The 24339-nt window shown below is 47.0% G+C and carries 22 protein-coding genes; 10 read left to right on the plus strand and 12 right to left on the minus strand.

Going from position 1 to position 24339, the window contains the following annotated elements; genetic code table 11:
* Positions 1 to 124: 124 nt before the first annotated feature.
* The gene (gene dacB, locus NDI44_RS07885) at positions 125 to 1630 is read right to left on the minus strand and encodes a D-alanyl-D-alanine carboxypeptidase/D-alanyl-D-alanine-endopeptidase (RefSeq protein ID WP_339380881.1); all 1506 of its coding nucleotides are present in this window, start codon (positions 1628 to 1630) and stop codon (positions 125 to 127) included.
* 343 nt (positions 1631 to 1973) lie between these two features.
* Here dacB and NDI44_RS07890 point away from each other — a divergent pair, with 343 nt between their 5' ends.
* The 5 genes from NDI44_RS07890 to NDI44_RS07910 all read left to right on the plus strand — a co-directional run bounded on the left by NDI44_RS07890 (position 1974) and on the right by NDI44_RS07910 (position 7943).
* The gene (locus NDI44_RS07890) at positions 1974 to 3125 is read left to right on the plus strand and encodes a hypothetical protein (RefSeq protein WP_190410704.1); all 1152 of its coding nucleotides are present in this window, start codon (positions 1974 to 1976) and stop codon (positions 3123 to 3125) included.
* A gap of 125 nt (positions 3126 to 3250) precedes the next feature.
* Entirely contained in the window at positions 3251 to 3889 is a 639-nt protein-coding gene (locus NDI44_RS07895) for a hypothetical protein (RefSeq protein ID WP_190410705.1), read from the plus strand.
* Positions 3890 to 4103: 214 nt separating this feature from the next.
* Positions 4104 to 5186, plus strand: a complete 1083-nt coding sequence (gene uvsE, locus NDI44_RS07900; protein ID WP_242036951.1) for a UV DNA damage repair endonuclease UvsE — start codon at positions 4104 to 4106, stop codon at positions 5184 to 5186.
* 480 nt (positions 5187 to 5666) lie between these two features.
* Complete coding sequence (locus tag NDI44_RS07905; RefSeq protein ID WP_190410706.1) at positions 5667 to 7214, plus strand: alpha/beta hydrolase; 1548 nt, start codon at positions 5667 to 5669, stop codon at positions 7212 to 7214.
* Positions 7215 to 7493: 279 nt separating this feature from the next.
* Positions 7494 to 7943 carry a hypothetical protein gene (locus NDI44_RS07910; RefSeq protein WP_190410707.1) on the plus strand — a complete coding sequence of 150 codons (450 nt, stop codon included), beginning with the start codon at positions 7494 to 7496 and terminating at the stop codon, positions 7941 to 7943.
* A 73-nt stretch (positions 7944 to 8016) separates the two neighbouring features.
* Here NDI44_RS07910 and NDI44_RS07915 read toward each other — a convergent pair whose 3' ends face one another.
* From NDI44_RS07915 to NDI44_RS07930, 4 genes are all read right to left on the minus strand, one after another.
* Positions 8017 to 8367, minus strand: coding sequence for a hypothetical protein (locus NDI44_RS07915; RefSeq protein ID WP_190410708.1), 351 nt, complete (start codon positions 8365 to 8367; stop codon positions 8017 to 8019).
* A gap of 278 nt (positions 8368 to 8645) precedes the next feature.
* Entirely contained in the window at positions 8646 to 9071 is a 426-nt protein-coding gene (locus tag NDI44_RS07920; RefSeq protein WP_190410709.1) for a thioesterase family protein, read from the minus strand.
* An 80-nt stretch (positions 9072 to 9151) separates the two neighbouring features.
* Positions 9152 to 10222 carry a CHAD domain-containing protein gene (locus tag NDI44_RS07925; RefSeq protein WP_190410710.1) on the minus strand — a complete coding sequence of 357 codons (1071 nt, stop codon included), beginning with the start codon at positions 10220 to 10222 and terminating at the stop codon, positions 9152 to 9154.
* A gap of 106 nt (positions 10223 to 10328) precedes the next feature.
* The gene (locus tag NDI44_RS07930; protein ID WP_190410711.1) at positions 10329 to 11042 is read right to left on the minus strand and encodes a hypothetical protein; all 714 of its coding nucleotides are present in this window, start codon (positions 11040 to 11042) and stop codon (positions 10329 to 10331) included.
* A 454-nt stretch (positions 11043 to 11496) separates the two neighbouring features.
* Between NDI44_RS07930 and NDI44_RS07935 the strand changes: the two genes are divergently transcribed.
* Entirely contained in the window at positions 11497 to 11799 is a 303-nt protein-coding gene (locus NDI44_RS07935; protein ID WP_190410712.1) for a DUF6464 family protein, read from the plus strand.
* A 102-nt stretch (positions 11800 to 11901) separates the two neighbouring features.
* On the opposite strand, the gene NDI44_RS07940 is transcribed toward NDI44_RS07935, so the two are convergent.
* Positions 11902 to 12474, minus strand: a complete 573-nt coding sequence (locus NDI44_RS07940) for an NUDIX hydrolase (protein WP_190410713.1) — start codon at positions 12472 to 12474, stop codon at positions 11902 to 11904.
* Positions 12475 to 12517: 43 nt separating this feature from the next.
* Here NDI44_RS07940 and NDI44_RS07945 point away from each other — a divergent pair, with 43 nt between their 5' ends.
* Both NDI44_RS07945 and NDI44_RS07950 read left to right on the plus strand, forming a co-directional pair.
* Positions 12518 to 13609, plus strand: coding sequence for a dipeptide epimerase (locus tag NDI44_RS07945; protein ID WP_190410714.1), 1092 nt, complete (start codon positions 12518 to 12520; stop codon positions 13607 to 13609).
* Between the two features lie 38 nt (positions 13610 to 13647).
* The gene (locus NDI44_RS07950) at positions 13648 to 14697 is read left to right on the plus strand and encodes a DUF1611 domain-containing protein (RefSeq protein ID WP_190410715.1); all 1050 of its coding nucleotides are present in this window, start codon (positions 13648 to 13650) and stop codon (positions 14695 to 14697) included.
* On the opposite strand, the gene NDI44_RS07955 is transcribed toward NDI44_RS07950, so the two are convergent.
* The 5 genes from NDI44_RS07955 to NDI44_RS07975 form a co-directional block, all read right to left on the minus strand.
* A complete protein-coding gene (locus tag NDI44_RS07955) occupies positions 14687 to 16342 on the minus strand; it encodes a glycosyltransferase family 39 protein (protein WP_190410716.1) in 1656 nt (551 codons plus the stop codon). The two genes, NDI44_RS07950 and NDI44_RS07955, sit on opposite strands and share 11 nt — an antisense overlap.
* Before the next feature lie 543 nt (positions 16343 to 16885).
* Positions 16886 to 18160: a recombinase family protein gene (locus tag NDI44_RS07960; RefSeq protein ID WP_190410717.1), complete on the minus strand. Its 1275-nt coding sequence runs from the start codon at positions 18158 to 18160 to the stop codon at positions 16886 to 16888.
* Entirely contained in the window at positions 18157 to 18315 is a 159-nt protein-coding gene (locus tag NDI44_RS07965; protein WP_190410718.1) for a hypothetical protein, read from the minus strand. The genes NDI44_RS07960 and NDI44_RS07965 overlap by 4 nt, the downstream gene beginning before the upstream one ends.
* A 10-nt stretch (positions 18316 to 18325) precedes the next feature.
* On the minus strand, positions 18326 to 18685 hold the full coding sequence (locus tag NDI44_RS07970) for a VOC family protein (protein WP_190410719.1): 360 nt from the start codon (positions 18683 to 18685) through the stop codon (positions 18326 to 18328).
* Positions 18686 to 18870: 185 nt separating this feature from the next.
* Positions 18871 to 19569 carry a pirin family protein gene (locus tag NDI44_RS07975; RefSeq protein ID WP_190410720.1) on the minus strand — a complete coding sequence of 233 codons (699 nt, stop codon included), beginning with the start codon at positions 19567 to 19569 and terminating at the stop codon, positions 18871 to 18873.
* 523 nt (positions 19570 to 20092) lie between these two features.
* On the opposite strand from NDI44_RS07975, the gene NDI44_RS07980 reads away from it, so the two are divergent.
* Entirely contained in the window at positions 20093 to 20413 is a 321-nt protein-coding gene (locus NDI44_RS07980; RefSeq protein ID WP_190410721.1) for a helix-turn-helix domain-containing protein, read from the plus strand.
* Positions 20414 to 20429: 16 nt separating this feature from the next.
* Here the strand turns inward: NDI44_RS07980 and NDI44_RS07985 are convergent, their stop codons facing one another.
* Positions 20430 to 22001, minus strand: a complete 1572-nt coding sequence (locus tag NDI44_RS07985; RefSeq protein ID WP_190410921.1) for a phenylacetate--CoA ligase family protein — start codon at positions 21999 to 22001, stop codon at positions 20430 to 20432.
* Positions 22002 to 22152: 151 nt separating this feature from the next.
* Between NDI44_RS07985 and NDI44_RS07990 the strand changes: the two genes are divergently transcribed.
* A complete protein-coding gene (locus tag NDI44_RS07990; protein WP_190410722.1) occupies positions 22153 to 24336 on the plus strand; it encodes a serine/threonine-protein kinase in 2184 nt (727 codons plus the stop codon).
* Positions 24337 to 24339: the final 3 nt, after the last annotated feature.

The following is a 24339-nucleotide window of genomic DNA, read 5'->3' on the forward strand; positions in this document are numbered from 1 at the left end:
GATAAATTAGGGAAATTGCTCATAGCCCCCTTTTTAAGGAGGTTGGGGGATCTCCAAATCCGACCCGGCGAACTGGGCTTGGTCGGGGCTTTTTGATTGCCATGCCCCTACAGATGTATCGCACTCAACAGCGACGCAAGCGAGTGAGTAGCAGCACAATTTCGTCCATCGCCTGCCGTATTGTTGGGGCAGATTGGTCGGATTGATTGACGAGAATGCTAAAAACGATCGTTTGATACTCTGGGTGATTCATATACCCAGATAAGGAAACCGTTCCACTCATCGTTCCTGTCTTCGCTTGCACAATGCCTTGAGCTGGGGTATTTTGAAAGCGACTTTTTAGGGTGCCGCTGACACCGGCAACTGGGAGAGAGGCGCGGTAAATTGCGGCTTCTTTCGTTTGTGCGATCGCTTCGAGAGTCTGCACCAGTGCTTTTGGACTCACTAAGTTATGACGAGACAACCCGGAACCATCAGCCATCACGTAACTATTAGGATCGACGCCTAATTCCGTTAAAGTCTGCTTGACAGCAGCCAATCCCATTGCCGCAGAATTCTCGGAAGGCGGGGTTTCCTCGCCTTTGCTGGTGGCACCCAGAGTTCGCAATAAAGCTTCTGCGTAGAGATTATTGCTGTTCTGGTTCGTCTCCACCAACAGAGTTTCTAACGGCGGCGACTCCACAGCAGCTAATTCCCGTTCCTCCCGGCTTTCCTTGCCAGATCCCAGCTGCGACTGTGCGACAGGAATCCCCGCAATTACTAAAGCCTGCCGGAAGTGCTGCAAAAAATACTGGGCTGGGTCGAGAACTGCCACACCTAAAGATGCAGGTTCGGCATCCGCAGGCAGCTGACCTTTAATCTGCAATACAGGTTTCCCCAGTACAGCGCTAACGGCGATCGCTGCGGGTGATTTCACTTCCGCTGTCACCGTATTATTTTCCAGCCGCCATTGCGCGATCGCAATTGGATCGATCCAAGCGGTTTGTAGCGGTTGCCCAGGCGATCGCGGTGATAGGGTCAGCACGGTAGCATTTTGATTCAAAATTAAACTATTAACGGGTGCCGCATAAGGTGCCTGTAGATCGCCCCATTCCCAACTGGGATTTACTGCCTGTCCTTGAAAGTAATCATCCTCGACAATTAGCTGCTGCACCTGACGAATTCCCTGGCGCTTTAGCTGTTGTGCCAAGCCTCTTATCTGGGTATCGCTGAAACTAGGATCACCTCGTCCCACTACGCGCAATTCTCCCCCGTTTGTGCCATAAACTGAGGTGCGAATCCGAAACTGAGAACCTAACTTGTTTAAAACCGCTGCTGTTGTCAGCAGCTTTGTATTCGATGCGGGGATAAAGTAACGGTCTGGTTCGCGGCTGTAGAGGGTGCGTTCTGGAAATTTTGAATTTGTCGATAATGGTTCTATTAAAATTCCCCAACGAGTACGAGAAAATTCCGGACGGTTGGTGACAGCTTCAATCGCGTTTCCTAGTTGGGCAGGACAAACCAACGCAGGGGATTGGGGTTTTTCTGCTTGAGAAACCTGCTTTGAATTTATCGAAGGATTCGGAGAAACAGCGGGATTATTTGCCCTCGCCGCTTCCTGCCAGGATAGCAATTGTGTGTTTAGGAGCAACAGGAAACTCAGGCATTTACTGATTTTAGTAATTTTTAGGAATAAGTAGGGGCGCGGGAAAAAGCTAAAAATAGATAAACTTGTTTTTTTGAGACTACAGGTTTCTTTATGCTGGGATAAGCTGATACTTTCTTTTGACAACCTACTTACCATTCAGATTTTTCCAAATAAAACTGACTTGTCAATAAAAATACTACCTTGGATAGGTGCAAAAGCACGATTTAGTTTACCAATAAAAATATTTCTAATGGTAGAGCTTATCGAGTCTTAAAAAGTGAATAAAATACAGAATAATCATAGATTTTTTTGTATTTACAACCGAAAAAAATAGGTACTTATAATCATGGCACTTCAAGAGCGCGATTTTGAGAAAAGCAATCGCCATACAGAGGGACCCCGTCGGAACAACGGAAGTAAATATTTTTTGGTTGCTCTATTAAGCGCACTTTCGACATTGGGTTTAGTTGCTGCTGGTTGGTGGCTGTATCAGCGAATGCAACAAGAAAATGCGATCGCTCCCGCAGAAGTTCCAGTGACGACCGCTAGCCCTCCTGTCAGCCCAACCATTAGCCCCACCGTCCCCCCAACTGCCCCAGTCGCGCTAGTGCCCAGCCTTGGCATCCAACCCGGTCAATTTGTTGAGCCTGCTTTAAGCAACAAAGGGCAGGTAGAATTAATCGCCGTCCGCAGAATTCTCGGTGCGCCTGATGAAGTCAGCGTGGATATGCGAATTAATCGTCTTGCAGACGATGTGGTGGGAGGAGACCTGATTAATGTCGGTGGGACAACTGCCCGGAATCCGATCACCAGCGAAACTTATCAAGCACTCGATCCCTTGAAGCGTTCATCAGGAACGGTTTCTTTATATCAGATGCGCCTGGGGCAACCGCAAGAAGGCTATGTCGTGCTAAAAGTCCCCGCAGGTGTTAGCACCCTCGATATCTATGTCGATCAAACGCAGGCGTTTAAAAATGTGCCGATTGCGGATGCGAACACCAGCCCAGTGAGCGGAACCGCCCCCGCTTCCCCAGTACCCACCATCGCGCCATCGCCCCAAGCTCAAGCACCCGCGACTACTGCGCCAGCTGCGCCAGCATCTAGCGCTGACATTCAACCCGGTCAATTTGTACAGCCTGCTTTGGGCACCAAGGGGCAAGTAGAGTTGCTGTCTGTGAAGCGAATTCAAGATCCCGATTCCAGAAACCGCGACGTGGTAAACGTGCAGATGCGCGTCCGACGTCTGTCAGCGGATCGAGTGGTTGGGGGTGACATCATTACTGTGGGCGGAACCACTGGGCGGAATCCAGAGACGAGCGAAACCTACAAAGCCGTTGACTTGATTAATCGCTCGACGGGAACCGTTTCTTTGTTCCAGCTGCGCCCACAAGCGTCAGCAGATGCCTATGTCTGGCTGAGGGTGCCAGAAAACGTCAATTCTATTGACCTCTACGTGCCGGAGGTACAGGCATTTAAGAATGTGCCCATTTCTAAATAGGAGGGAATCGGTAATGGATCGTGGAGATTTGTCAGTCATTATTCGTCCATAATCATGAGTCTTTAGTCATTTCTTCTGAGTTCGTTGCTTCTGACTCACGATCCATTACCCCTTACCAAAACGGTATGAGCAATTTTTTATCTGGCATTGCAGTTGTACTTTCAATTTTGGCGATTATTGGCAGTGGCTTCAGTGCCTATCAAGTTTTTGAACTGCGGGAGGAACTCAACGCGATCGCTAATTTAAAAAGCGGTTCGACGCCTGCCGGAGAGCCAACATCTAGCCCGACACCAGATGCAGAGAGTACTCCCACCGTCAGCCCCACTAGCGCCGCCTCTTCAGTGCCTACTCCGACTAACGCCACCAACACCAATGCCAAAATTCAACCAGGGCAGTTTGTACAACCGGCTTTTAACAGCAAGGCGCAAGTAGAATTACTTTCGGTCAGGCGCGTTGCCGATCCAGAAACGGGATCTCGGAATGTCGTAAATATGCAGTTTCGGATTCGACGGGTTGCAAGTCCGACCGATCCAGATATAGATGTTTTAAACCCATCTGCAATAACTGCCCGCAATCCGAATACAAACGAGACTTACAAGGCGGTTTCTCCTAAACGTGCGACTCCTTCAGTGGATTTTGGCAGCATTGGACAAGGTGCCTCAGCCGATGCCTATGTTTGGCTACAAGTTCCGCAGGGAATCAATACGTTAGACATTTATATTCCCAATACCCAGCCATTTAAAGGCGTGCCGGTTTCTAATTAATTTAGCGAGGGTAAATGCAAAGTTCGGATAACATGGCTCGTTAAACAGCGAGATTGTAGAGACGCAATTCATCGCGTCTCTACGCAGCGAAAATTCTCGCGTTTTTTTACGAACAAAACTGGATTGAGTCCTATTGAATTTGTCAGATATTTTTTTAACAAACCGCCTTGGCAATCCAAATTTTTGAAACCAAACGAAAACTAAGGATAAAACAATGATGATAAGCAATCTGCCTAACCGGACAAACGCGCATTCCACTTCTACAAAATCACCACCCGAATTAGGATTGGTGTGCATCACAACGTCTGACAAAGTGCGTTACCGCGCCCTCACTCGCAAACGACTGTTGCAACTAGAAACAGCGGAACAGCAGCAAGTGCTGCGGGAGCTGTATACCGACAATTTGCAACGCTTAAATAATGCGTTGGATTTCTGCGTAGAAAATAATCTCCGGCTTTATCGACTTCCCTCAGGGATATTTCCTTTTGCCGATACTGATTTGGGTGAGGCGATGCTAGAGGAATTTACGGAACAGGTGCGAGCAACAGGCGATCGCGCAACGGTTCTTGGCATCCGATTAGTCGTACACCCGGATCAGTTTGTTGTCCTCAGTTCAGATACACCCTCTGTGATTGAGAACAGTATCAAGATTCTGCAAATGCACGCCCGGAATATGGATTTATTGGGGCAACCGCGATCGCCTTGGGCGATGATGGAGATACATGGTGGTAAGGGCGATCGCGCTGAGCGACTGATCCAAGTCATCCGCGATTTACCCGATGAAATTCGCTCAAGATTAGCCCTAGAAAACGACGAATACGCTTATAGTGCGGCAGAAATTCTCGCTGTTTGCCGCGAAGCTGGCGTGCCAATGGTCTTTGACGCCCATCACCACATTATTCACGAAAAGCTGGACAGCTACGAACACCCCAGCATCGCTCAGATGAAAGCAGCAGCACGGACGACTTGGCCCGTGCCAGAATGGCAGCTAGTTCATATCTCCAACGGGCGGGAATCCTTTGGCGATCCGCATCATAGCGATTTTATCACCGTGATGCCCAGTGCCTACTGCAACGTTCCCTGGATTGAGATAGAAGCGAAACTGAAGGAAGAAGCGATCGCGAAACTGCGAGAAGAATGGTCGCCTGTCTTTGGCACCGCACCCCCACCCAAACCGCTAGAAGAGAAGCCACAGGACAAGGTTACTAAACCGAAAACTCAGCAAAAAAAACGGACTTCTAAGAAAGCTGAACAACCCAAGGACAAAGTTTTGAGTTCAAACTTGGACGGTGAGTAATAATCTCTTTGTGAACCTTAACGTTTTCCTTGGCGTACCTTTGCGTTGAATATTGCAACTTAATTTGGTAATCCTAAACAGGTAATGATGTGTTCTAGTAATGCACAAAATACCAAATTGCCCAGAAGTGTTGAGCTATCTTTCAACACTTCTGCCAGTTCTTAAGAAAATTTGTCCCGTCACTCATCTCTATAATTATCGCAACAGACATAGAAAAAAGATTATGGAACACGCCAAATAAGGATTTTAGCCAGGTTCAATCAAGTTGAACCATCAAGTTGAAATAGATGTCTTACAAACCGTCATTTAGCTGACATAATTTTAGAACTTATAATTATAGGATTGACTCAAAAATTACAATCAAGTTTTTTAAACTTAGAGTATTTTGTTGCTTGTTTTATGATATAGAAATCGCAGCGGTACCGATAATCAAGGGCATCTGATACCACTTGACACGCACTACCAGAGGCAAAGGCTGATATGGGATTTGAGAGAACGCATTCATTCCAAAAGCAGAAGTCTTACATATCACAGCCGACGATTCAGTTGAGAAGTCGCCCGTTTGCGGCTCCCATACAGATGAAGCCGAAGGAGCAACAGACACCAGAAGAGTTAGCGAATCAAGCTTTTAATCAGAACAAGTTTGAAGCTTTTGGACTTCAGCTCAAGGAAGAGCGTGGCACCATCACCCCTGTCGAGCAGGAACAGTTAGGTCTGTTGCAAGCGAAAATGAATGATTACTGGGAGCAGAACCAGGAAAGGGCATCGCGAAGCGGATTTGACTTTTCTAAGGTTGCGGTTACTTTGCCTGGGGAACAAGCTGCCCCACAAATCCAGGCTATGGGTCGGCTGGGGACACCTGGAGTGGAACTGGGGGGAAAGCGATCGCCCTTGAACTCTTCGCAACAGTTGTCAAAACCACCAATACAGGCAAAGTTGACCATTGGGGAGCCAGGAGATAAGTATGAGCAGGAAGCGGATCGTGTTGCGGCTCAAGTAATCAATCGCTTAAATTCTCCAACAACCTTGCAACCTTCACTGGGAAAAACTGTACAGCAAAATAGGGGAGCTATTCAGTGCCAGTTACAACCACAGCCTAAAGGAAAGTTAGTTACTCATGTGAATCATAGCCCTACACTCCAGCGTGCGAAAACAGTAGCAAATGATGTAGCTGGTGTAGCCCGGAATGAGCTTTTTGGGGACGAGACCGCTCGTCGTAATACCTTGGGTGGGGGATTAATAAATCCTAACGCTATCGCTACGCAAGCGGTTTCGATTCAAAGCACCAATGGAAATACTCTTACAGGAAAACTCTACAGACCTGTTGGTGGTGGAGCAAACACAACAGTTCTGACTTTATCGGGAAGTGGGAGTTCAGCAGAGGACTATATGACAAAGATTGCTCGTGAGTATGTTCCTGCTGGGGCACAAGTTTTAGCTATAAACTATCGAGGGTTTGGAGACAGTTACAAGACCGTCAATGGACCCGGTGGCGGCGGGGGCGATCCCAGCGAAGCCGGACTCTATGAAGATGCCGAAGCTATGTATGACTATGTGAGAAATACATTGAATGTCCCATCAACTGACATCATTGTTCATGGCTATTCGTTAGGTAGTCCAGTAGCTGCTACTTTAGTGAAGCGAGTTATGAAGAGTCGGGGCGAAAACGTGAAAGCTTTGATTTTAGACCGGGCAATGCCAAGCACCTACAAAGCAGCAAAAGCGAAGGGTAGCAATAAAGTAGAGGCACGTATTGGTCAAGCTTTAGCAGGCGACATGGATACGAAAGCAAAACTTAAAAAGATATTGAGTTTGGCGGGAGGAGCCAATTTACCTGTACTCTTTACAAGCGGTGGAGCAGCAGACGTATTATCTGCTGAAGATCAGGCACTTGCAGCTTGGGCAGGGCAAAATAACAAGTTTGGCAACAATGCGACCTCTGTTGTAAATCCGAATGCTGATCACGAAGATCATCGGCTAATTATGAATATGCTAATTCCTGAATTACAAGTGCAAGGGTTAATCTAGAGGTCGATGTCAAACAAAATTTCATGTATTGAAATAAATTCTCAATAAAAAACGTGGTACAAAAGAAAGAATTTCTGCAATTTTCTAACGGAATCTAATGTGAAATTCTCTTTTTAGGTTCAATAACGCAATTGATAGTTATCTAAATCCCTGTACATCGGCAACTGTCCATTAAGCATTCCTATCCACCAGGACTCAAGAATCGCTGAAATTGTCCTGTTTATTGCATCTCATGAGTGATACTCACAACTAACCTCTAAAACATCAATCAACACTGCCATGCTCAACCTGTCCCCCAAATTTTCAGTGGCGATCGCTATTGTCACTCTTGGTTCTGCTGCGATCGCAACCAGTCAAGCCCAAGCGTCTATCGTTACCTATGACTTCACGGTTAATGTGACTCAAGGGTCATTAGCCGGACAATCATATAGTGGAACGCTTAGCTACGATGATTCAACCTTAAAAGGCACTGGAGTTGAAAAATTGGGCGTTGCTCAGGGCTTAAGAGTTTGCATGAATTATTTCGGACGCAATTACTCAGAAACGAGCGATCGCGACTATCCAAAATTTCCAACGCTTGTGTTTAAAAACGGCGATATCAACCATCTAGACTTTTGGATACAGCCGCAAAAGCGTGTTGTCTGGTGGAACTTACCTGGATGGGAAGTCAATTTATCAAAGAGACAAGCTGGTGCTGACGTTCCAAATTGCGCTAAGTCTAATCCCTAATTATTACGCCATTTGTCATGAGTCATTAATCCGTAGCAAGGGCTAATGACTCACGAATCAATTACCTAAATAGCTATTTGCTATCGCCTTGACCTGTTACTTTCTCAACCAGTTCTTTGGCTCCTTCAACTAAGCCATTCTCTGCCTGTGGCCCTTTGTTTGCTTTTACACTTTCGTTGTAAATCTCATCCTGCTTATCTGGATTCCGAGCTTGTTCTGCGGCTTCTTCGTAAGCTTCTTCTCGAAAACTAGCGTCTTCAGTAGGGTCTGAAGTACGGTTAATATTTGCACTTGAGCTTGTCGCTGCATAAGCAGGCTGATTTGCAAAAATGAATAAATTGGAGAGGCTAAGCAAACTCACCGTAACCAGAATCAAAATACTGTTGCGAAATGCTTGCCCTAATGCTGAAAAAATGCGCTGCATTATTTAATTCTCCTTGTTGTTGTATTTCGTAGAATCTGGCAATACGCGAGAATCGCTGACCATCAAGGTCATTTATAGAACCAGTGGTCAATTGATTAGACCAGAGAGATTCTACGGGTATGGCGATCGCACACCCTTCTGCCGCAAGATATATTCAAGGAGTCAAAATAATTAAAGATTGTTACAAGTCATAGGTCATGGGTCAGTAACAAAGAATGCATGACCCATAACAATGGACTGGTGACTAATGACTTAATTAGCCTTAGGCAAGGGATTTTTTATTCGGATACCGCAGACTCAAACAATTGCCCAAAGGCATCTAGGATCTGCTTAGGGATGGCTCGCGGACGCATTGCGGCAAGATCCACCCACACCCACAACGCCTCTGCTGTCACTAATAGCGGAGCTTCTTCCTGTTTGCGGATTTCATAGCGACGGATGGCACGGGTTCCTTGAATTAGGTGTAGCCAGGTGGTAATTTCTAAGCGATCGCCTGCAACAGCAGAACGCAAATAGTCTATCTCGATCCGCCGCATTACAAAGCCGCCGCCGAGTTCCTGGTAGACTTTCTGGTTAAAGCCGAGATGTTCATCGTGTTCGACTGCTGCATGTTCTAGGTAATGCTGATAGACTGCGTTGTTAACGTGCCCCAAGGAGTCCATCTCGTGGTATCGCACGCGCAGTCGGCTTATGAACTTTTGCATCCGTTAATCAGAATATTTTTTCCAACTTTCAGGCTAGCCCATCGTTTTACAGAATAAAAGCTCCTTTTGCATCCCTAAAGCTATGTGCCAAAACCGATACCGCTAGTCCCATCTTTTAAGCCACTTTGTTGATTCTTGTGTTCGTTTGTGTGTTCATTTTTCGGTTCATTGTCAATATCACTTTCATCGCGCGGCTGCAACAATGCCAGGTGAAAGGCTTGTCTTGTTTGGGAATTTAAGTAACGCTCTTGTAGGGGTTGCCACTCTTCCCAAGCTTCATAAACAGTTTGATCTAGCTGTTCAGTTAGTGTTGGCAGTTGGTGTTTGAGTTTGGAGTGCAAGACATCACTCAGCACATCTACTAAAACAACGCAGTCTTGAATTTTCCCCAGAGTTTCTTGAACTGACTTTACGTCTTGCAGATAACCTGCATAAGCAGGGCCATAGAAGTCAGAAAATAGTTCCATTTGGTAACGCACGCGCTTGGCTTCTTTTCGCAAGCTGTGGAGAACTTCTCCCTCATCTGCTAAAAGTCGCGATACAGCTGATTGTTTTAGTTCTTTGCCTTCAATCTGTCCTGCTTTAAATTCAACTCCTAGCAACCAACCTGGATGGAGCAATAACTGACTTATTTCTGGCAACAGTAAATCTGGCAGAACCGGCTCTACCGGCATCTGAGCAATTTCTTGATAAGTCGGATGCTTCAACCACCCTTGCAACGATTGCTTGAGTTTGTTGTATTGCTGATGCTCTAGGGTATCCCGGACTTGTTCTAGCGCGTGCTGGCGTTGTTTATCCAGAGCATTCATCGCCTCTTTTAAAGATTTCTGTTCTTTAGAGGGTAAATTCGGATGGTAACGATTTTTTAGGGCGTCCTGAAGCACGTCTAAATCCCGCAAACCGCCAAGACGATGACCAATTTTGCCAATCTTGTTTTCTTGGGCTGACTTGGGAAGATCCAGCGCGGGTGCAAAACCTTTTACCGCCGAACGTAGGCGACGAATTCCCACGCGCATCTGGTGTAACGCTTCTGGATCTTTGTCTTTGATAACGTCAGATTCGTGCTTAATCGTTTTTTGAAAGTGTTTTTCTATCGCTAGGTATGCCCAGTCTCCTAAAGTCTTGGCTTTTTCTTGAGTATGCTTTTTCATGACAATATTGGCTCTAAACGCGATGGATTGGATTAGTTAATAGCAGGACAGAGTTAAGTTGAACGGTCAAAGTACCACATTTCCACCCAGGTTTTGGTATTGGAGTCTATTGCATCCAGGGAGTATTTGTGATATGACCCGGATAGGAAACCCACAAGTCGTATCGGGTTACGGCTTCGCCAGTTTGTAGGTTTTTGAGGAACGGCTTGCCAGTCCAGATTTGGCAGCTACAGAGGTTTTTTACTTCCTGAATCTCAAAAAATTCAGCTTCGGCGGGTTGCAGTCGAAAAAACTCAATATGCCAATGAGCAGGTTCAACGGCAACATGAGTAGTAGAGGAAGTCTTTTCAGTTAGCTGGGAATTTCGGTTATCAAGCTGAATGGCGCTGGGGAGAAAATCGATATCCAGCACATAAGATTCAAACCCATGCTGTCGGGCAAATTCTATGATTTGCTGCCAATCATAGATGGGTTTTTGCTCTCCCTGCTGGGGAGTATCGTCTCCAAAGCAGTAACCGCCAAACAGCCAAACCAGTTTTGACAGGATCGATTCTACACGGAGGCGATCGCTTCTTAAAAGTTCTACATCTTCCGGTAGCAAGATGCGCCCTGGAACACACCACCAGTATTCCCAGAAACTATTCGCATCTAAGGAAACTATCCGCTTGACGACTCCCGGAATGCGATCGCGTTGTTGGATGTGACGAATTTTTTCCTTAGATGCGCTTTGTCCCGAAATCGGCAAATCTCGATTTGCTGCTAGGGGATGTTCGGGCGCGGTCGTCATTTCTTGGGGGAAGAAGGAGTCGAGGTTCAGCACGGATATTCTCTCACTACACCTAATGCAGTGTTCCATTCTAGATCCTAGAATAGGCTCTTGGATCTAGAGATTTGTATACCTTTGGTTGAATAAGTTTAAGCTTCATTGGCTCTCTTTCGAGATAGAGGGAAATCACGCTAACCTTAAAAATAGAATGGTTAGTGTAGCGGTACGCTAGTTGCAGACTGAAGACTAAAGAATAGACGTTAATAACTTCCATCAATTAGGAATGTGGCGTTTCAGACCACTCGACCTAGAGAATGTCTGGAAAGTTATAATTGAGATGCTTAAACGGCAAAGCGAATTTAGCCTTAACTTGAACAATAGAGAAACCCATTATTCGCAAAGTTTCAATGGGTAGTGCATAAGCTAAACTGACTTTAAAAATACTTACGGCTACCTACTTATATGAATCGGATAGAATTGTATAAGGATAAGATGAAGGGATAAGCGTGTGTTAGAAATTCTCCTCATTTTTGTTGTTAGTCTAATACCAGGGCTGCTTTCAGTGTGGCACGTCCGCAGGATAGAAGCACGAAACATGGCGGGTTTGCAAGCAGCGATGCGGAGGATAGAAGCTCGGCAAATGCAAAGAATGCAAATGCCTTCAGATCAACATTACATTGAAGGCGTGGGTTATTTAATTGGGGATATTACTTGTCAGTTTAATGCTCATTCTGCTTATATCCGTTGTGCAGTAAACCCGTTTGGCCCTTGCCACGAATGTTCTTCTTATAAATCTAGAGAATACAATTAAGTTAACCTTATATAAATATGAAGATGTCTAAAATAGGCGTAGTTGATTAAAAATTCATTTAAAAAACATTTAATATTATCACCCTTGAAGCTTCAGGGTATTTTAATTTGCTTGTTTAGCAGCTTGACAAGATAAAAAATCTAATCCTAAGAAAATAGCAGCAATTGTTCCAGAAACACAAATTTCACCCTGAGCGATTGTTTCTTTGACTTTGGAGATAGGAATTAATATAACTTCAATATCTTCGGTGATATCTAGCCTTTGCTGACTGGCTAGACGCACATTTTCAGCTAGAAACAAATGAATATTATTTGTATCTTTGGGTGGATTATCATATAAAGTTGCCAGATGAATGAATTGCTCTGCAACATATCCTGTTTCTTCTTCTAATTCTCTGGCAGCGGCTACAACACTATCCTCTTCCGCTGGATGAAAAGCACCCGCAGGAAGTTCTAATAAAATTTCTCCGACGGCATGACGGTATTGACGGACAAAAACAATTTCTTTTTGCTGAGTGATTGGTAAAATAACAGCAATATCAGGTCGAATATTTACAAAAAAGTCATCGACGATTTGCCCGTTGGGTAATTCGACTTCATCTTGCCTAACTTTACACCATTGATTATTTATCACCATTTTAGAATTTAAAATTTTCCACTTGCTAAGGTTTTTCATAAACTAATCCAAAGTAGATTCAAAAATCATAAAGCATACAACAATGCAGATTAGCGTAGAAACCTTCACGGTAAACAAGCGATTTCCTTTAACCATCAGTCGCGGGACGACAGCGCAAACCATGAATGTGTGGGTACGCGCGATCGCAGAGGGGATTGAAGGCTGGGGGGAAGCTTCGCCTTTTTCCATTGGAGTCGGACAACCGCGACAAACCACAGAGATTCTCTTGGAGGCATTGCAAGGCATCGCGCCGCTGTTGGAGGCATATAGCCCTTGGGAAAAGCAGAAAATTGAGGAAGTATTGCAAGCAGCGCAAATCCCTTCTGCGGCGTGGGCGGCAATTGATATGGCGTTGCACGATTGGCAGGGAAAGCGGCTAGGATTACCGTTGTGGCGTCTGTGGGGGTTGGATCGAGATCGGATTGTTCCCATCTCTGTGACGATTGGGATTAATTCCCCATCGGGTGCTTTACAGCGATTGCGCGATTGGCGGCAGGTGACAGGGGCAAATGTTTTGAAGGTGAAATTGGGTAGTTCCGAAGGAATTGAAGCGGATCAAGCGATGCTGATGGCAATTCGGGAGACAGCACCGGATGCTCAGCTAAGCGTCGATGCCAATGGGGGTTGGAATCTGGAAGACGCTGTGATGATGTGCAGTTGGCTGGCAAAGATGGGTGTTAAGTATGTGGAACAGCCGCTAGGACGAGAAGCAGAAGTCGGGATAATGGGGGAATCGTCGTTTAAGGAATTGTACACGCGATCGCCTCTACCCATTTTTGTAGATGAAAGTTGCTTTACTCGCAAGGATATCCCGCAACTGGCAGACCGCGTTCATGGCGTTAACATCAAACTAATGAAGTGTGGCGGCTTAACGGAAGCGATTCGCATGGTACATACAGCGAAAGCTTGTGGATTGCAGGTAATGTTCGGTTGCTATTCTGACAGCGCCATCTCGAATACGGCGGCGGCACAACTCTCCCCCCTAGCGGATTATCTAGATTTAGATAGTCATCTGAATCTCATCGACGATCCTTTTAGCGGCGCATCCATACAAGATGGGCGATTGCTACCCAACGATTTACCCGGATTGGGAGTTATCAGAAGGACGGAGAATATTAGCGAAGCAGCGCCTTAGTGCTGGATAAATTTCTGTTCCCTATTTTCTAAAAAGCTGTGCATTTGACATCTAAACATCGAGTCGCAATTCTGCTACATGAAGGGATTCGCGGCATCCACGGCAAGACCGGACTGGCGCTATTGCGCTATGGCGAAGCGCTAGTAGTGGCAGTCATCGATCGCCAGTGTGCGGGAGAGTCGTTGCGAGAATTGACAGGTATCCCCCGCGAGGTTCCGATTGTCGCTTCTCTGGAAGAGGCGCTAGCTTATACACCCGATATCCTGGCGATTGGGATTGCACCGCCTGGGGGTGCCCTGCCAGCCGAATGGTGGCAGGAAGTAAAACAAGGGATAGCAGCGGGGTTGTCTATCGTCAATGGACTGCATACTCCAATGGCGTCCCATCCGGAGATCCAGACATTGTTGAAAGATGGGCAGTGGATTTGGGATGTGCGTCAGGAACCCGCAGGATTAAAGATAGGAAGCGGACAGGCGCGATCGCTCGCTTGCAAACGGGTTCTCGCTGTCGGCACAGATATGGCAATCGGCAAAATGTCAACCTGTTTGGAACTCAATAAAGCCGCATTGCAGCGCGGTTTGCGTTCCAAGTTCCTAGCTACAGGTCAAGCCGGTTTAATGATAGCGGGGGATGGTATACCCCTGGATGCCGTGCGGGTTGACTTTGCTGCGGGTGCTATCGAGCAAATGGTGATGCTGTTTGGCGAAGAGCATGAGATTCTGTTTGTTGAGGGGCAAGGTTCCCTGTTGCATCCCGGTTCAACTGCAACGCTGCCACTGATTCGCGGGACTCAGCCGACGCATCTGGTGCTGGTACATCGAGCGCAACAAGCAACCATTCGCAATCATCCCCACGTTCCGATTCCGCCGCTGCCAGAAGTCATACAGCTTTACGAGACACTGGCAGCGGCTGCCGGTGCATTTGCGCCAGTGCGAGTAGTTGCGATCGCCCTCAACACCGCCCATCTTGACGCTGATACTGCACAACGAGCGATCGAGCAGATACAGGCAGAAACAAAGCGTCCCTGCACCGATCCAGTCCGCTTTGGTGCTGACACACTATTAGATGCCGTAATGTCTAATCTTTAATCTGGGGCTTCTGACTCTTCGCTGGTTTGACAGCTGCCGGTTTCGTAATCAGCAGCCAACCCTCCGCCTGATTAATCGCTTTCACCGGCTTTAAATTCAGGTGCTTGAAGGTGGGTTGGTCAAGTAAAAAATAAGGTTGAGCGTCACCTTTCCAACGCTGCTGGAGTTCGGCATCCGTTGCGGGGATGACTTGGCGATCGCTATAAAAATTCAGAGAAGGACGACCATGATCGTAGGATGTGTAGATTGGCTTATTGATGGGAGTTTTGCGCTTAATCATCGCGGCAACCGGTTTAACCGGATAAGCTTCTGCTAGTTCCCAATTCCAGTGCGGCGATGTCATGAGTAGCAGTAGCGTTACATACGTACCCCAAAATAGCAGGGGAATAAATTGCAGGTCTTTTTGATAAATCAAAACTGCCGTTATCAATAAAGTCAAAGCAGCCGATGCAAACACCAGTTGCAAATTCCAGTTCGGTTGGGGGCCAAACGCAGCAAAATAAAAACTACCGCTTAGCGCCGCTAAACCCATGACTGTCAAAAGCGGTACCCAAGAGCGGGGATAGGATTTCTTACTCGGCGCATTCCAAATTTCAGCAAGCTGGGCACCTCCCAATAAAGCCACTGCTGGGTAAATCGGCAGTACATACCAGGGAAGCTTTGTTCCCATCACCGAAATGGCTACTAGATAAACACTCATCCACACCAGTACCAGTTTTGCCCAGCTCATATTGCGATTTTCCCAAGCAAGGCGCAATCCTTGGGGCAATAAGAATAACCAGGGCCAACCGTACTTTAAGATTTCCAACAGATAGTACCAGGGGGGACCCGCGTGATTCTCGACGGGTGCCCAAATCCGCTGCAAGGATTGACTGAAGATGCCGGTGTTTACGAAAGCCTGCCCGTAGTGGAGAAATTGGGCACCATACCAAGCGGCAACTGGCACACTGCCCAAGAGCAAACCAATCCAGAAATAGAGGGAAGTTAACAGTCTGGGAGTATCCCAAGCTAAAAATACCAGGGCAATATTTAAAAGTAATAATCCCATCATGCCTTTAGTCAGGCAAATCAACCCAAACCCGATACCGGCACCGAGAGCGTAGCGCAAGTTTCGACGCGATCGCAACACGCACCACATCATGAACAGGAAAAAGCACAGCACTGCCCCATCCAGCATCGCCAGACGCCCATGACGCACAACGGGTAGTAGCGTTAAGTAAATCAAAGCCGAGAAAAGAGCTGGAAGGCGTCGCCGGAATAGTTCCCGTCCAATGCCATACAAAAGCGGCACACAAGCGGCACTCAGCAGCGCCCCAGGTAGGCGCGTTGTCCACTCATTTACACCGCCGATTGCGTAGGCACCGGCAATCAACAGATGCATTAAAGGCGGTTTATTGAAATACTCCGTACCTCCCAACGTCGGATACAGCCATCTCAAAGAATCAAACTTTGCCTGCCAAATCTCACGAGCAACCTGGGCAACCGTTCCCTCATCCCAATCCCGTAAAGGCAGTACGCCCAGATTGATTCCAAATAGCAGGATAGCCGCTAGGAATAACCCTAAGACCCACAGCCTTTCCACCCATCTGTCAGCTCCTCTAATCTTCTTTTTTGAACGACCCCACGCAAAAGTTTGACGATCCATATTTAACAAAGCCCGTGGTATTTAGCGGCAATCCAACTTCATTCCCTGCGATTTATCTAACTCAATCATCTGACTAAAATCACAAGGTAAGTTTCCATGTCCTTATGAAGTTTGCATAACTCTATAGAATAAAGCCGGATTTTCTATCTTAAAGTGACCGAGGAAAACTCTCGCCATGCCTGCTCTAACTCTGTAGGACAATCTCAGAGTTGGAAACACTCGCAGCGTTTAGACTCAGTTTTACAGCGGTTAGACGCTCGTTGCGTTCCGAATTATAAAATTTATACCAGTAGTGAGAGTCATACGGAAAGTTTTTTTAGTCATCTATCGGCACATTTAGCATCGCCACCATGCAAGTGTAACGCCGACTTACTCTGTTCGCGTAAGTGTTGCTAGCGTACGTGTTGCGGCTTTGTGAAGAGCGAGCGCACTCTTTAACGATTCGGCAAGGCGAGATAACTGGCTGCTGTGAGAAGCGGGGTATCTGAAGTGCTGGCTCACAGCTCAAATAGAATTGCGATCGCAACACTTTATCGTTAATCGCTAAAAGATGAAAACTAGCTGGATCTCCCAAGATGAATCCTGGCGGTTAATTTCAATCTGGCGAATAAATTCTCGAAAGTAGAATCGTCGCTCTGATTCTGACAAATCTAGCCAAAATTGTGAGATAGATACAGCCTGCGCGATCGCTTGTAAATCTACTGGCGGCAGACTCGCCATCCGCGATTGCAATTGAGAGATTTCTGTGCGTAGCTTGTAGGCGCGTAACTGGGCAGTTTCTGAATCTAAAATGCCATTCTCTGTAAGCGTCGGCAACTGAGCTAAGATATCTTGCTTCGCGGCAATTTCATGGGTAATCGTGCCCTTAATTCCATCCATATTGGGAACATTCACCGCCGCTACTGCGCGGGGTAAATCCTGGCAGATTCTCTCAATCGTTTGCTCCAATACTTCCTGATAAGAAATAGCCTTACATTTGGGCTGTTTAAGGCACTTGGTTGGGCGCAGATAAAGATATTCTCCCTGTTTGCGGGAGGCGGTAACGCGGGTAATCGTCATTGGCGACTGGCACTCCCTACAAACCACTAATCCCGCTAGAGAACGGTTTGCACTAGCGGTACGAGGAGGCAAACGGCGGTTACGGCGCAGCAATCGGTCAATTTGCGCGGCTTCTTCCCTAGATACGATGGCAGTATGAGTATCAGAGAGAATCTCACCATTTTTATACGCAGTATCGCCCCGATAGACTGGGTTCGTTAGCCAGCGTTGTCCCGTAGAAGCGGAAATTTTCTTGCCGTATTTCTTTTCTAGATATCGCACCGCACCGCGTAAAGAACCATACAGCAGAAATTGTTCAAAAAAATCTTTGACGACCGGCGCGGCGCTGCGGTCTAGGATATAGCGGTCTTTACCTCGTCGGTAGCCGTAAGGAGCTTTTCCAGGCGCTGGCGAGGCTTTGAGCCGCCGCTGAGCGTGTCCTTGACGGATGCGATCGCTGCGCTGCCGATTCTGAATTTCTTGCAGGAGTTGCAGGGGTGTTTGATGATACGCGACTGACTCGGTAGTAATAATTTGAATGCCGAGGGATTCGAGATCGAGGATGCGATCGCATACTTCTTCCACCGAGTCTCCCAATTCTGCCAATCGTCGGATTAATAAATAATTAACGGGTTCTTCTTTACAATCTTCTAACAGCTGACGTAGTTGTTGACGTTCCCCTAAATCTTGATAAACGCTATCGATTTCCCAACCCCAAATTAAGGGATCGGGCGCAACTTCAAGCAACGGGTCAGTATAGGAATATGCAATGATTTTCATTGCACAATTAATGTACCAAGCTGCCGGAAGCAGCCTGAAGAGTTTAATTTTAGCTTGCGTCGGTAGACTTCGTTCCTGTACCCCCGCGCTTCTAGCGTGTGGGCAGGTATTCGCAATTTGCGGGATGCTCCCAAAGTGCCCTGATTAGGATTCATGGTTGACAGCTCATTCACCTAACTCAATGATGTTGCCATCAGGATCTTGAGTAAACAGCGCAGCGCGACCAGAAGCGCTCATTTGTAGGGGGTAGTTGTGAGCCATAAGCTTCTCCTTAGCAGCGTCTAAGTTGGCGACCAAGAAGGCTAAATGCCGATTCCGACCTAATTTTTCAGAATTGACTAAATCTGATGGTATAGAGTTGGCAACAATCAGGTGAATTTGAAACTCGCCGACTTGATACCATGCGCCGGGAAATTTCAGCACTCTATCCACCTTCGATAATCCCAACACGTTCCCATAAAATTGCTCGGCTCGTTCCAAGTCAGAAACGAGAATGGCTGCATGGAGACATTGAGTAATCTGCATCGCTAGTTATACTTTTGCCTGTAATCATACCATTTTTACCTGGAGGTAAACGAATTCCTTAGAACCAAAAAATAAATAAGAGAAATCAAGCGATCGCTTGATTTCTCTTACTTAAAGAACTGTTTACTTAAAAACCATGACCGGAATCATCGTCTTCGCCTAAAGGGTATATAAACCTTCGGCTGTCATGCCAAATCGAACAACAGGAATTCCGTGCTATTTTTGGCTTCTATGGCTATCTGGTTTTCATCACTGATTGCAGCGCCATCTCCAGCAGCCAGTGGCTTACCATTCAAACTGATATCGCCTTTGATAACTTGCAGCCAAGCATGGCGGTTAGGGTTGATTTGATAATTAACCTGCTGTCCTGCATCGAGCAAACTTGCGTAGAGATTGGCATCTTGGTGGATAGTAACCGAACCATCCCGACCATCTTGAGAAGCAATTAAACGGAGATTCCCGTGCTTTTCTTCAGCTGAATACATTTTCTGTTCATATCTAGGTTTTAATCCCTTTTGATTTGGCGTAATCCAAATTTGTAGAAAATGCACTAAGTCAGTTTTAGAATGGTTATATTCGCTGTGCGTAACTCCTGTACCAGCGCTCATAACTTGCACTTCACCCGGAAGAATAATAGAGCTAGTTCCCATGCTATCTTTATGCTCCAAAGCACCTTCTAGTACGTAGGAAATAATTTCCATATCTCGATGAGAATGTGTCCCGAAGCCTTGGTTCGCTTGCACTCTATCTTCGTTAATTACGCGCAGAGTTTTAAATCCCATGTGCTGGGGATCGTAATAGTTGGCGAAAGAGAATGAGTGATAGGAATTGAGCCAGCCATGAGCGGCATGTCCGCGTTCTTCTGCTTTCCGAATTGCAATCATTTTCATCTCCTATTTAACTTGAATGTCCAGCGGCTAGAGCCTAGAGTTATCCTGGTTGTAGAAAGGCGATTTATTGCGTCTCCCTTCGCAGACTAAAAAAATGGGATCTGTTGCCAGTTGGTACAAGTAAACTTTATTTAGACAGGCTACGGTTTTGTCATGAATAATACTAAAGTTTACTGTACAAACCATCACAAAACGGTGGATTTCTGGTTTACTCACACTGGCATACTGCTACGTGTTTTTTGTCTTTCATTACAAACTTTACAGGGGGGGATTCCGTGTTTTGATGGGAACCATCGCCATAAGGTTGATTGTGAGATTGACCGCAACTACACCAAAATTTAAGTACCCAATTCAAGCGCAAGAATGATAGGTTTTGTATCTACAATGACGGGTTCACTCATTTTGCTTGTCCTTGGCTTTCTTTGGTGCCTTATTTTTGTATATTTATAGTTTAAAAAATGTAACCATAAAGTGTAAAGTATGCACTTTAAAGTAAGATAGTACCCAAAAAGATACTATGGAAGCTAAAAGCGAGAATTTTGAAAGGAAGACTTGTCCAGCAGAAACTACCTTAAAAGCAATTAGCGGACGCTGGAAGCTTTTGATTGTGGCAGAACTATGGTCAGGCGTTAAACGGTTTGGGGAACTGCAAAGAGGGCTGGAGGGAATCACTCAAAAGATGCTCACACAGCAACTCAGAGAGATGGAAGAAGACGGAATTATCCATCGTCAGGTTTATCCGCAGATTCCCCCAAAAGTGGAATATTCTTTGACCCCTTTAGGAGAAAGTTTGAAACCGATTATTCAGGCAATGCACGAATTAGGCACGCAATTATAGAAATTATTGGCAGAAATTATTGGCGAGTATAGCGATGCTTCACCCCAATCGGAAAATATTCTGGATCGCCGGTGGGAGTTAAGGTAACTTGCGGCATTTGGTAGGTTGGGGGGACATAGTTTGCAAACTCGCTGTTGAGGCGTTGTAGCTGGGACAAAATTGAAGATGCGATCGCTTCCTGCTTGTCTTCACTGGCTTCCACTTGGGGCGCTAACTCCACAACCACCGACAGGAAGCGGTTTTTATCTGCATCTTCCTGAACCTGCATGACAAACTTACCCGTCACCCACTCTCGAATCCTGGGTTGTTCTAACCCCACCGTCACATTTTCCGGGTAAATATTTGCGCCGAAATAGGAAACCGTGAAATTAGACCGTCCAAACACATAAACAAACGGTAAGGGAGGAATTCCTCTTTGTGTAGCCCGCGCCGCCGGATTGAGTTCGGGTAGCCCTAAACCGGAGGTTTCGGGATGAGGAATGGCACTTTCACCTTGCAACGCCGCGACTGGATCGAAGTCCCATTCTGCTAAAAACTGGAGCATTTCATCGTAAGGGATTAAGCCTCCCGTATCGGAGATATGATAGCGGATCAGCGGAATCCCGTTATCGCCGGAAAACAGCAATGTGCCCTCGTGAACCTCGAAAAAGCGACTCAGTGGGTCATACTGTACCAGCGTTGGCAAGCGAGATTCCCCAAATAATGCCTTAGCAGCATCTGGATGTTCTGCCAGAAATCGACGGATGCGGATACTCAGCGGGGTTTCGTTGCCCAAGACGCCTGCATCGGCTGTCCCATAAAGCGAAGCAGAGTCATAACAAGGATTTTGAGAACCGACTCTTTCTCCGACAAGATTGCGCCATTCTTCGCTAAAGACTTCTCCCGCAAACACCATTTTGATGTGATATTGCTGCCACTCCACACCCCGCGCTATGCCACTATCAATGACATCCTTCAAAAATGGTGGATATCCCAGCAGCACCACTTGCTCAAATGCAGAACCCAGTTCTTGCACGACTCGAAATATCTCTTCTTTATTATTGCCAGGAGTAATCACTGTAATCGGGTATCCTTTACTGGCGAGATAGCGACAGCAGTTTGCTGTGTATATTCCCCCAACCCAAGTCCCTAAGGTAAAGCAGATGACAGCCAAGGTGCGGCGGGTATCAGCCTGAAAACTATCATGAAATATCTGTTCAAAGCGAATCGCGATTTGCAGTTCATCCGTGAGGAAACGAGGCCAAAATGTCGGCTTTCCCGTTGAACCGGAGGAAACAGCAATCGTATCGCACGCTTCTAATTGTCCATTGCGGCACAAGTCTGCAAGGGAGTGACGCAACAGGTAATTTTCTTTGGTAATGAAGGGAAGTTTTTGGAAATCTTCAAAAGTTTGTATCGAATCCGGATCGATACCTTGTTCCTTCACAAAAGCTTGGTAGGCGGGGACACTCGCAGAAACCTCGTGGAATAATTGCATCGTAGCGGCTTCTGGGGAGGTGCTGCGATACTGTTGCAGCCGCCACTGGAGGGGAGTACCCAGGAACGATTGAAAAGCGGTGAGTACCCGTTGACGTTGTTCTTCTAGCATTGTCCTCCCTCTCAGTTTTGTATTTAAGATCAGGCTAACGTAGGGAAGGCGATCGCTTTCAATCGCTTTCATCAATCGCATTACTTGGTAGAATCTCGGTCAATTTGTTATACCGTTACTGGATCTTCCACAGAATTGCCCCAGGTTAATCATGCCCCTCTATTGCACCAAAGGACACGAGAATCCCATTGATGGTCGCTTTTGCCAGCATTGTGGCGAACCGCTACCTGCTGTGGTGAGTAATACTGTTTTGCCGGGGATGACGCTGGGCGATCGCTATCGAATTGTGCGCGAATTGGGACACGGTGGCTTTGGACGCACCTATTTGTCTGAAGACCTCAACCGCTTCAACGAACCCTGTGTTTTAAAGGAATTTGCCCCCAAGGTGCAAGGCACTTACGCTTTGCAAAAAGCTTCCGAACTATTTGAGCGGGAAGCGGGTGTCCTTTACAAGCTGAAACACCCGCAAATTCCCAACTTTCGAGAGTTATTTCGGGTAAACCAGCGAGGGAACGGACGCCTCTTTCTAGTACAAGACTATGTGGAAGGTCAAACTTATCGCGCGCTTCTCGAAAGTCGGAAACATCAAGGAGCGCGGTTTAGCGAGGCAGAGGTACGGCAGATTCTGCTGCAAATTTTACCAGTTCTGGAATATATCCATTCGATGGGGGTCATTCACCGCGATATTGCCCCAGATAACATGATTTCGCGAGCTTCTGACCAACTGCCCGTTTTGATTGACTTCGGTGGCGTCAAGGAAGTCGCAGCCACCGTGGAATCGGAGTTTAGCGAGACACCAGGGATGGAAACAGCGACCATCCATACTCGGTTAGGTAAGCCCGGATACGCCCCCGATGAACAGATGCAACGGGGAATTGTGTTTCCCCATAGCGATTTATATGCTTTGGCAGCAACGATGTTGGTGTTGCTCACGGGTAAACAGCCGCAAGAGCTAATCGACGATGGAACGCTTTTGTGGAACTGGCGGCGGGACGTGAACCTTAGCCCCGCTCTGGGGGCGGTGTTGGATAAAATGCTTTCACGACGACCGGGCGATCGCTATCAATCTGCCAGCGCCGTGCTACAGAGCCTTTCATCTGCCCACTCGCCTGCCCCAGCACCCGATCTTTCTCCCACTCAGCCGCCCACCAAACCCCCGATGGCACCGACAATGGTGGTGGCTCGTGCCCAAATTCCCCTGCCCCCCCAGCCAATCGCCAACCCCCCACAGGCAATCCCCAACGCTACCCAGCCCATCCCAACCCCCAATCCATTACCGCCGCCAGCCCCCAAACCGCAATCTCCCTTTCTCGGTTTAGTGGGAAAAACTTTGGTCGTGTCGCTGCTGATTACGGGCGCGACTGGAATCGGCTGGTGGGCTGGCAATCTTTGGATACAATCACTATCGAAGTCTGGGGAAGAAACCTCCGATGCCACACCCTCACCCAGTTCTTCGCCGCCCGTCGATCAGGAAAATCCTTCCTCGCAGTTTTCGCCTGCGGAACAGGCACGCAAGCAACAGCTGCGCGATCGCCGTCAAAGTCTCGGAGTTAACTACAATTTCTATGTCAACTGGGTGAATGAAGTTTTCTGGACTCAGAACCCCAATCAACTAGGGCGCACGCTGGGGAATGGGCCAGAAAATGAGCAATTACGAGAGCAATGGGATCGGATCGCAACTGAATTGCTCGATAAGCTAGATCAGGCGAAATTACCAGGCGCAGCGAGACAGCGTTTAGGAAGCTATGGTGCAGCGGATCGCGATCGCTGGAAAGGGCAAGTCAACCAGCGAAACCTGAGCAGTCGCGCCCTCTACGATCTCGCAGATGTGGCATTTTTCCAAGTATTTCCAGAACAGCGGGGCAGAGATTTTATCAATCAGCCAGTCGGTCAAATCTGGCACGCGATCGCTGGGGAGAAAGTCAAAGCAGTGCAATCTCAAGAGGCGCTGGAAACAATTCGCTTTGCTCCAGGGGCAGTGGGCAAACGAGTCAGCGGCACCCTCCAACCAGGAGAAGGAAAAGCCTACATCGGCAACTTTGCCCAAAATCAATTATTAGCAGTTAACTTTACGGGGAGTTCAAAACTGCGGCTTTCCCTTTACCCCCCAACGAGTACATTTCCCCCAATCCTCGAAGACTCCACCGAAAAAACTTGGTCGGGAACCTTGCCTCAATCAGGCTACTACGAATTCATCGTTGTTTCCGAAGCTTCCCAGCCCGTTGATTATCAACTTGATATCGGCGTGGAAAACCCTCCGGCTCCCTCACCTGAACCGGCTGAAACGACCACTGCTTCTCCTGAACCGGCACAAACAACCACTCCTTCCCCCTAAATG

Origin of the sequence: Trichocoleus sp. DQ-A3, assembly GCF_039961975.1 — a bacterium.
Lineage (GTDB): Bacteria > Cyanobacteriota > Cyanobacteriia > Cyanobacteriales > FACHB-T130 > FACHB-T130.

Excerpts from the sequence above, each read along its gene's own strand:
- NDI44_RS07890 (WP_190410704.1), top strand. The coding sequence starts at position 1,974 with ATGGCACTTCAAGAGCGCGATTTTGAGAAAAGCAATCGCCATACAGAG.
- NDI44_RS07895 (WP_190410705.1), top strand. The coding sequence starts at position 3,251 with ATGAGCAATTTTTTATCTGGCATTGCAGTTGTACTTTCAATTTTGGCG.
- uvsE (WP_242036951.1), top strand. The coding sequence starts at position 4,104 with ATGATGATAAGCAATCTGCCTAACCGGACAAACGCGCATTCCACTTCT.
- NDI44_RS07905 (WP_190410706.1), top strand. The coding sequence starts at position 5,667 with ATGGGATTTGAGAGAACGCATTCATTCCAAAAGCAGAAGTCTTACATA.
- NDI44_RS07910 (WP_190410707.1), top strand. The coding sequence starts at position 7,494 with ATGCTCAACCTGTCCCCCAAATTTTCAGTGGCGATCGCTATTGTCACT.
- NDI44_RS07915 (WP_190410708.1), bottom strand. The coding sequence starts at position 8,367 with ATGCAGCGCATTTTTTCAGCATTAGGGCAAGCATTTCGCAACAGTATT.
- NDI44_RS07920 (WP_190410709.1), bottom strand. The coding sequence starts at position 9,071 with ATGCAAAAGTTCATAAGCCGACTGCGCGTGCGATACCACGAGATGGAC.
- NDI44_RS07925 (WP_190410710.1), bottom strand. The coding sequence starts at position 10,222 with ATGAAAAAGCATACTCAAGAAAAAGCCAAGACTTTAGGAGACTGGGCA.
- NDI44_RS07940 (WP_190410713.1), bottom strand. The coding sequence starts at position 12,474 with ATGAAAAACCTTAGCAAGTGGAAAATTTTAAATTCTAAAATGGTGATA.
- NDI44_RS07945 (WP_190410714.1), top strand. The coding sequence starts at position 12,518 with ATGCAGATTAGCGTAGAAACCTTCACGGTAAACAAGCGATTTCCTTTA.
- NDI44_RS07955 (WP_190410716.1), bottom strand. The coding sequence starts at position 16,342 with ATGGATCGTCAAACTTTTGCGTGGGGTCGTTCAAAAAAGAAGATTAGA.
- NDI44_RS07960 (WP_190410717.1), bottom strand. The coding sequence starts at position 18,160 with ATGAAAATCATTGCATATTCCTATACTGACCCGTTGCTTGAAGTTGCG.
- NDI44_RS07965 (WP_190410718.1), bottom strand. The coding sequence starts at position 18,315 with ATGAATCCTAATCAGGGCACTTTGGGAGCATCCCGCAAATTGCGAATA.
- NDI44_RS07970 (WP_190410719.1), bottom strand. The coding sequence starts at position 18,685 with ATGCAGATTACTCAATGTCTCCATGCAGCCATTCTCGTTTCTGACTTG.
- NDI44_RS07975 (WP_190410720.1), bottom strand. The coding sequence starts at position 19,569 with ATGATTGCAATTCGGAAAGCAGAAGAACGCGGACATGCCGCTCATGGC.
- NDI44_RS07980 (WP_190410721.1), top strand. The coding sequence starts at position 20,093 with ATGGAAGCTAAAAGCGAGAATTTTGAAAGGAAGACTTGTCCAGCAGAA.
- NDI44_RS07985 (WP_190410921.1), bottom strand. The coding sequence starts at position 22,001 with ATGCTAGAAGAACAACGTCAACGGGTACTCACCGCTTTTCAATCGTTC.
- NDI44_RS07990 (WP_190410722.1), top strand. The coding sequence starts at position 22,153 with ATGCCCCTCTATTGCACCAAAGGACACGAGAATCCCATTGATGGTCGC.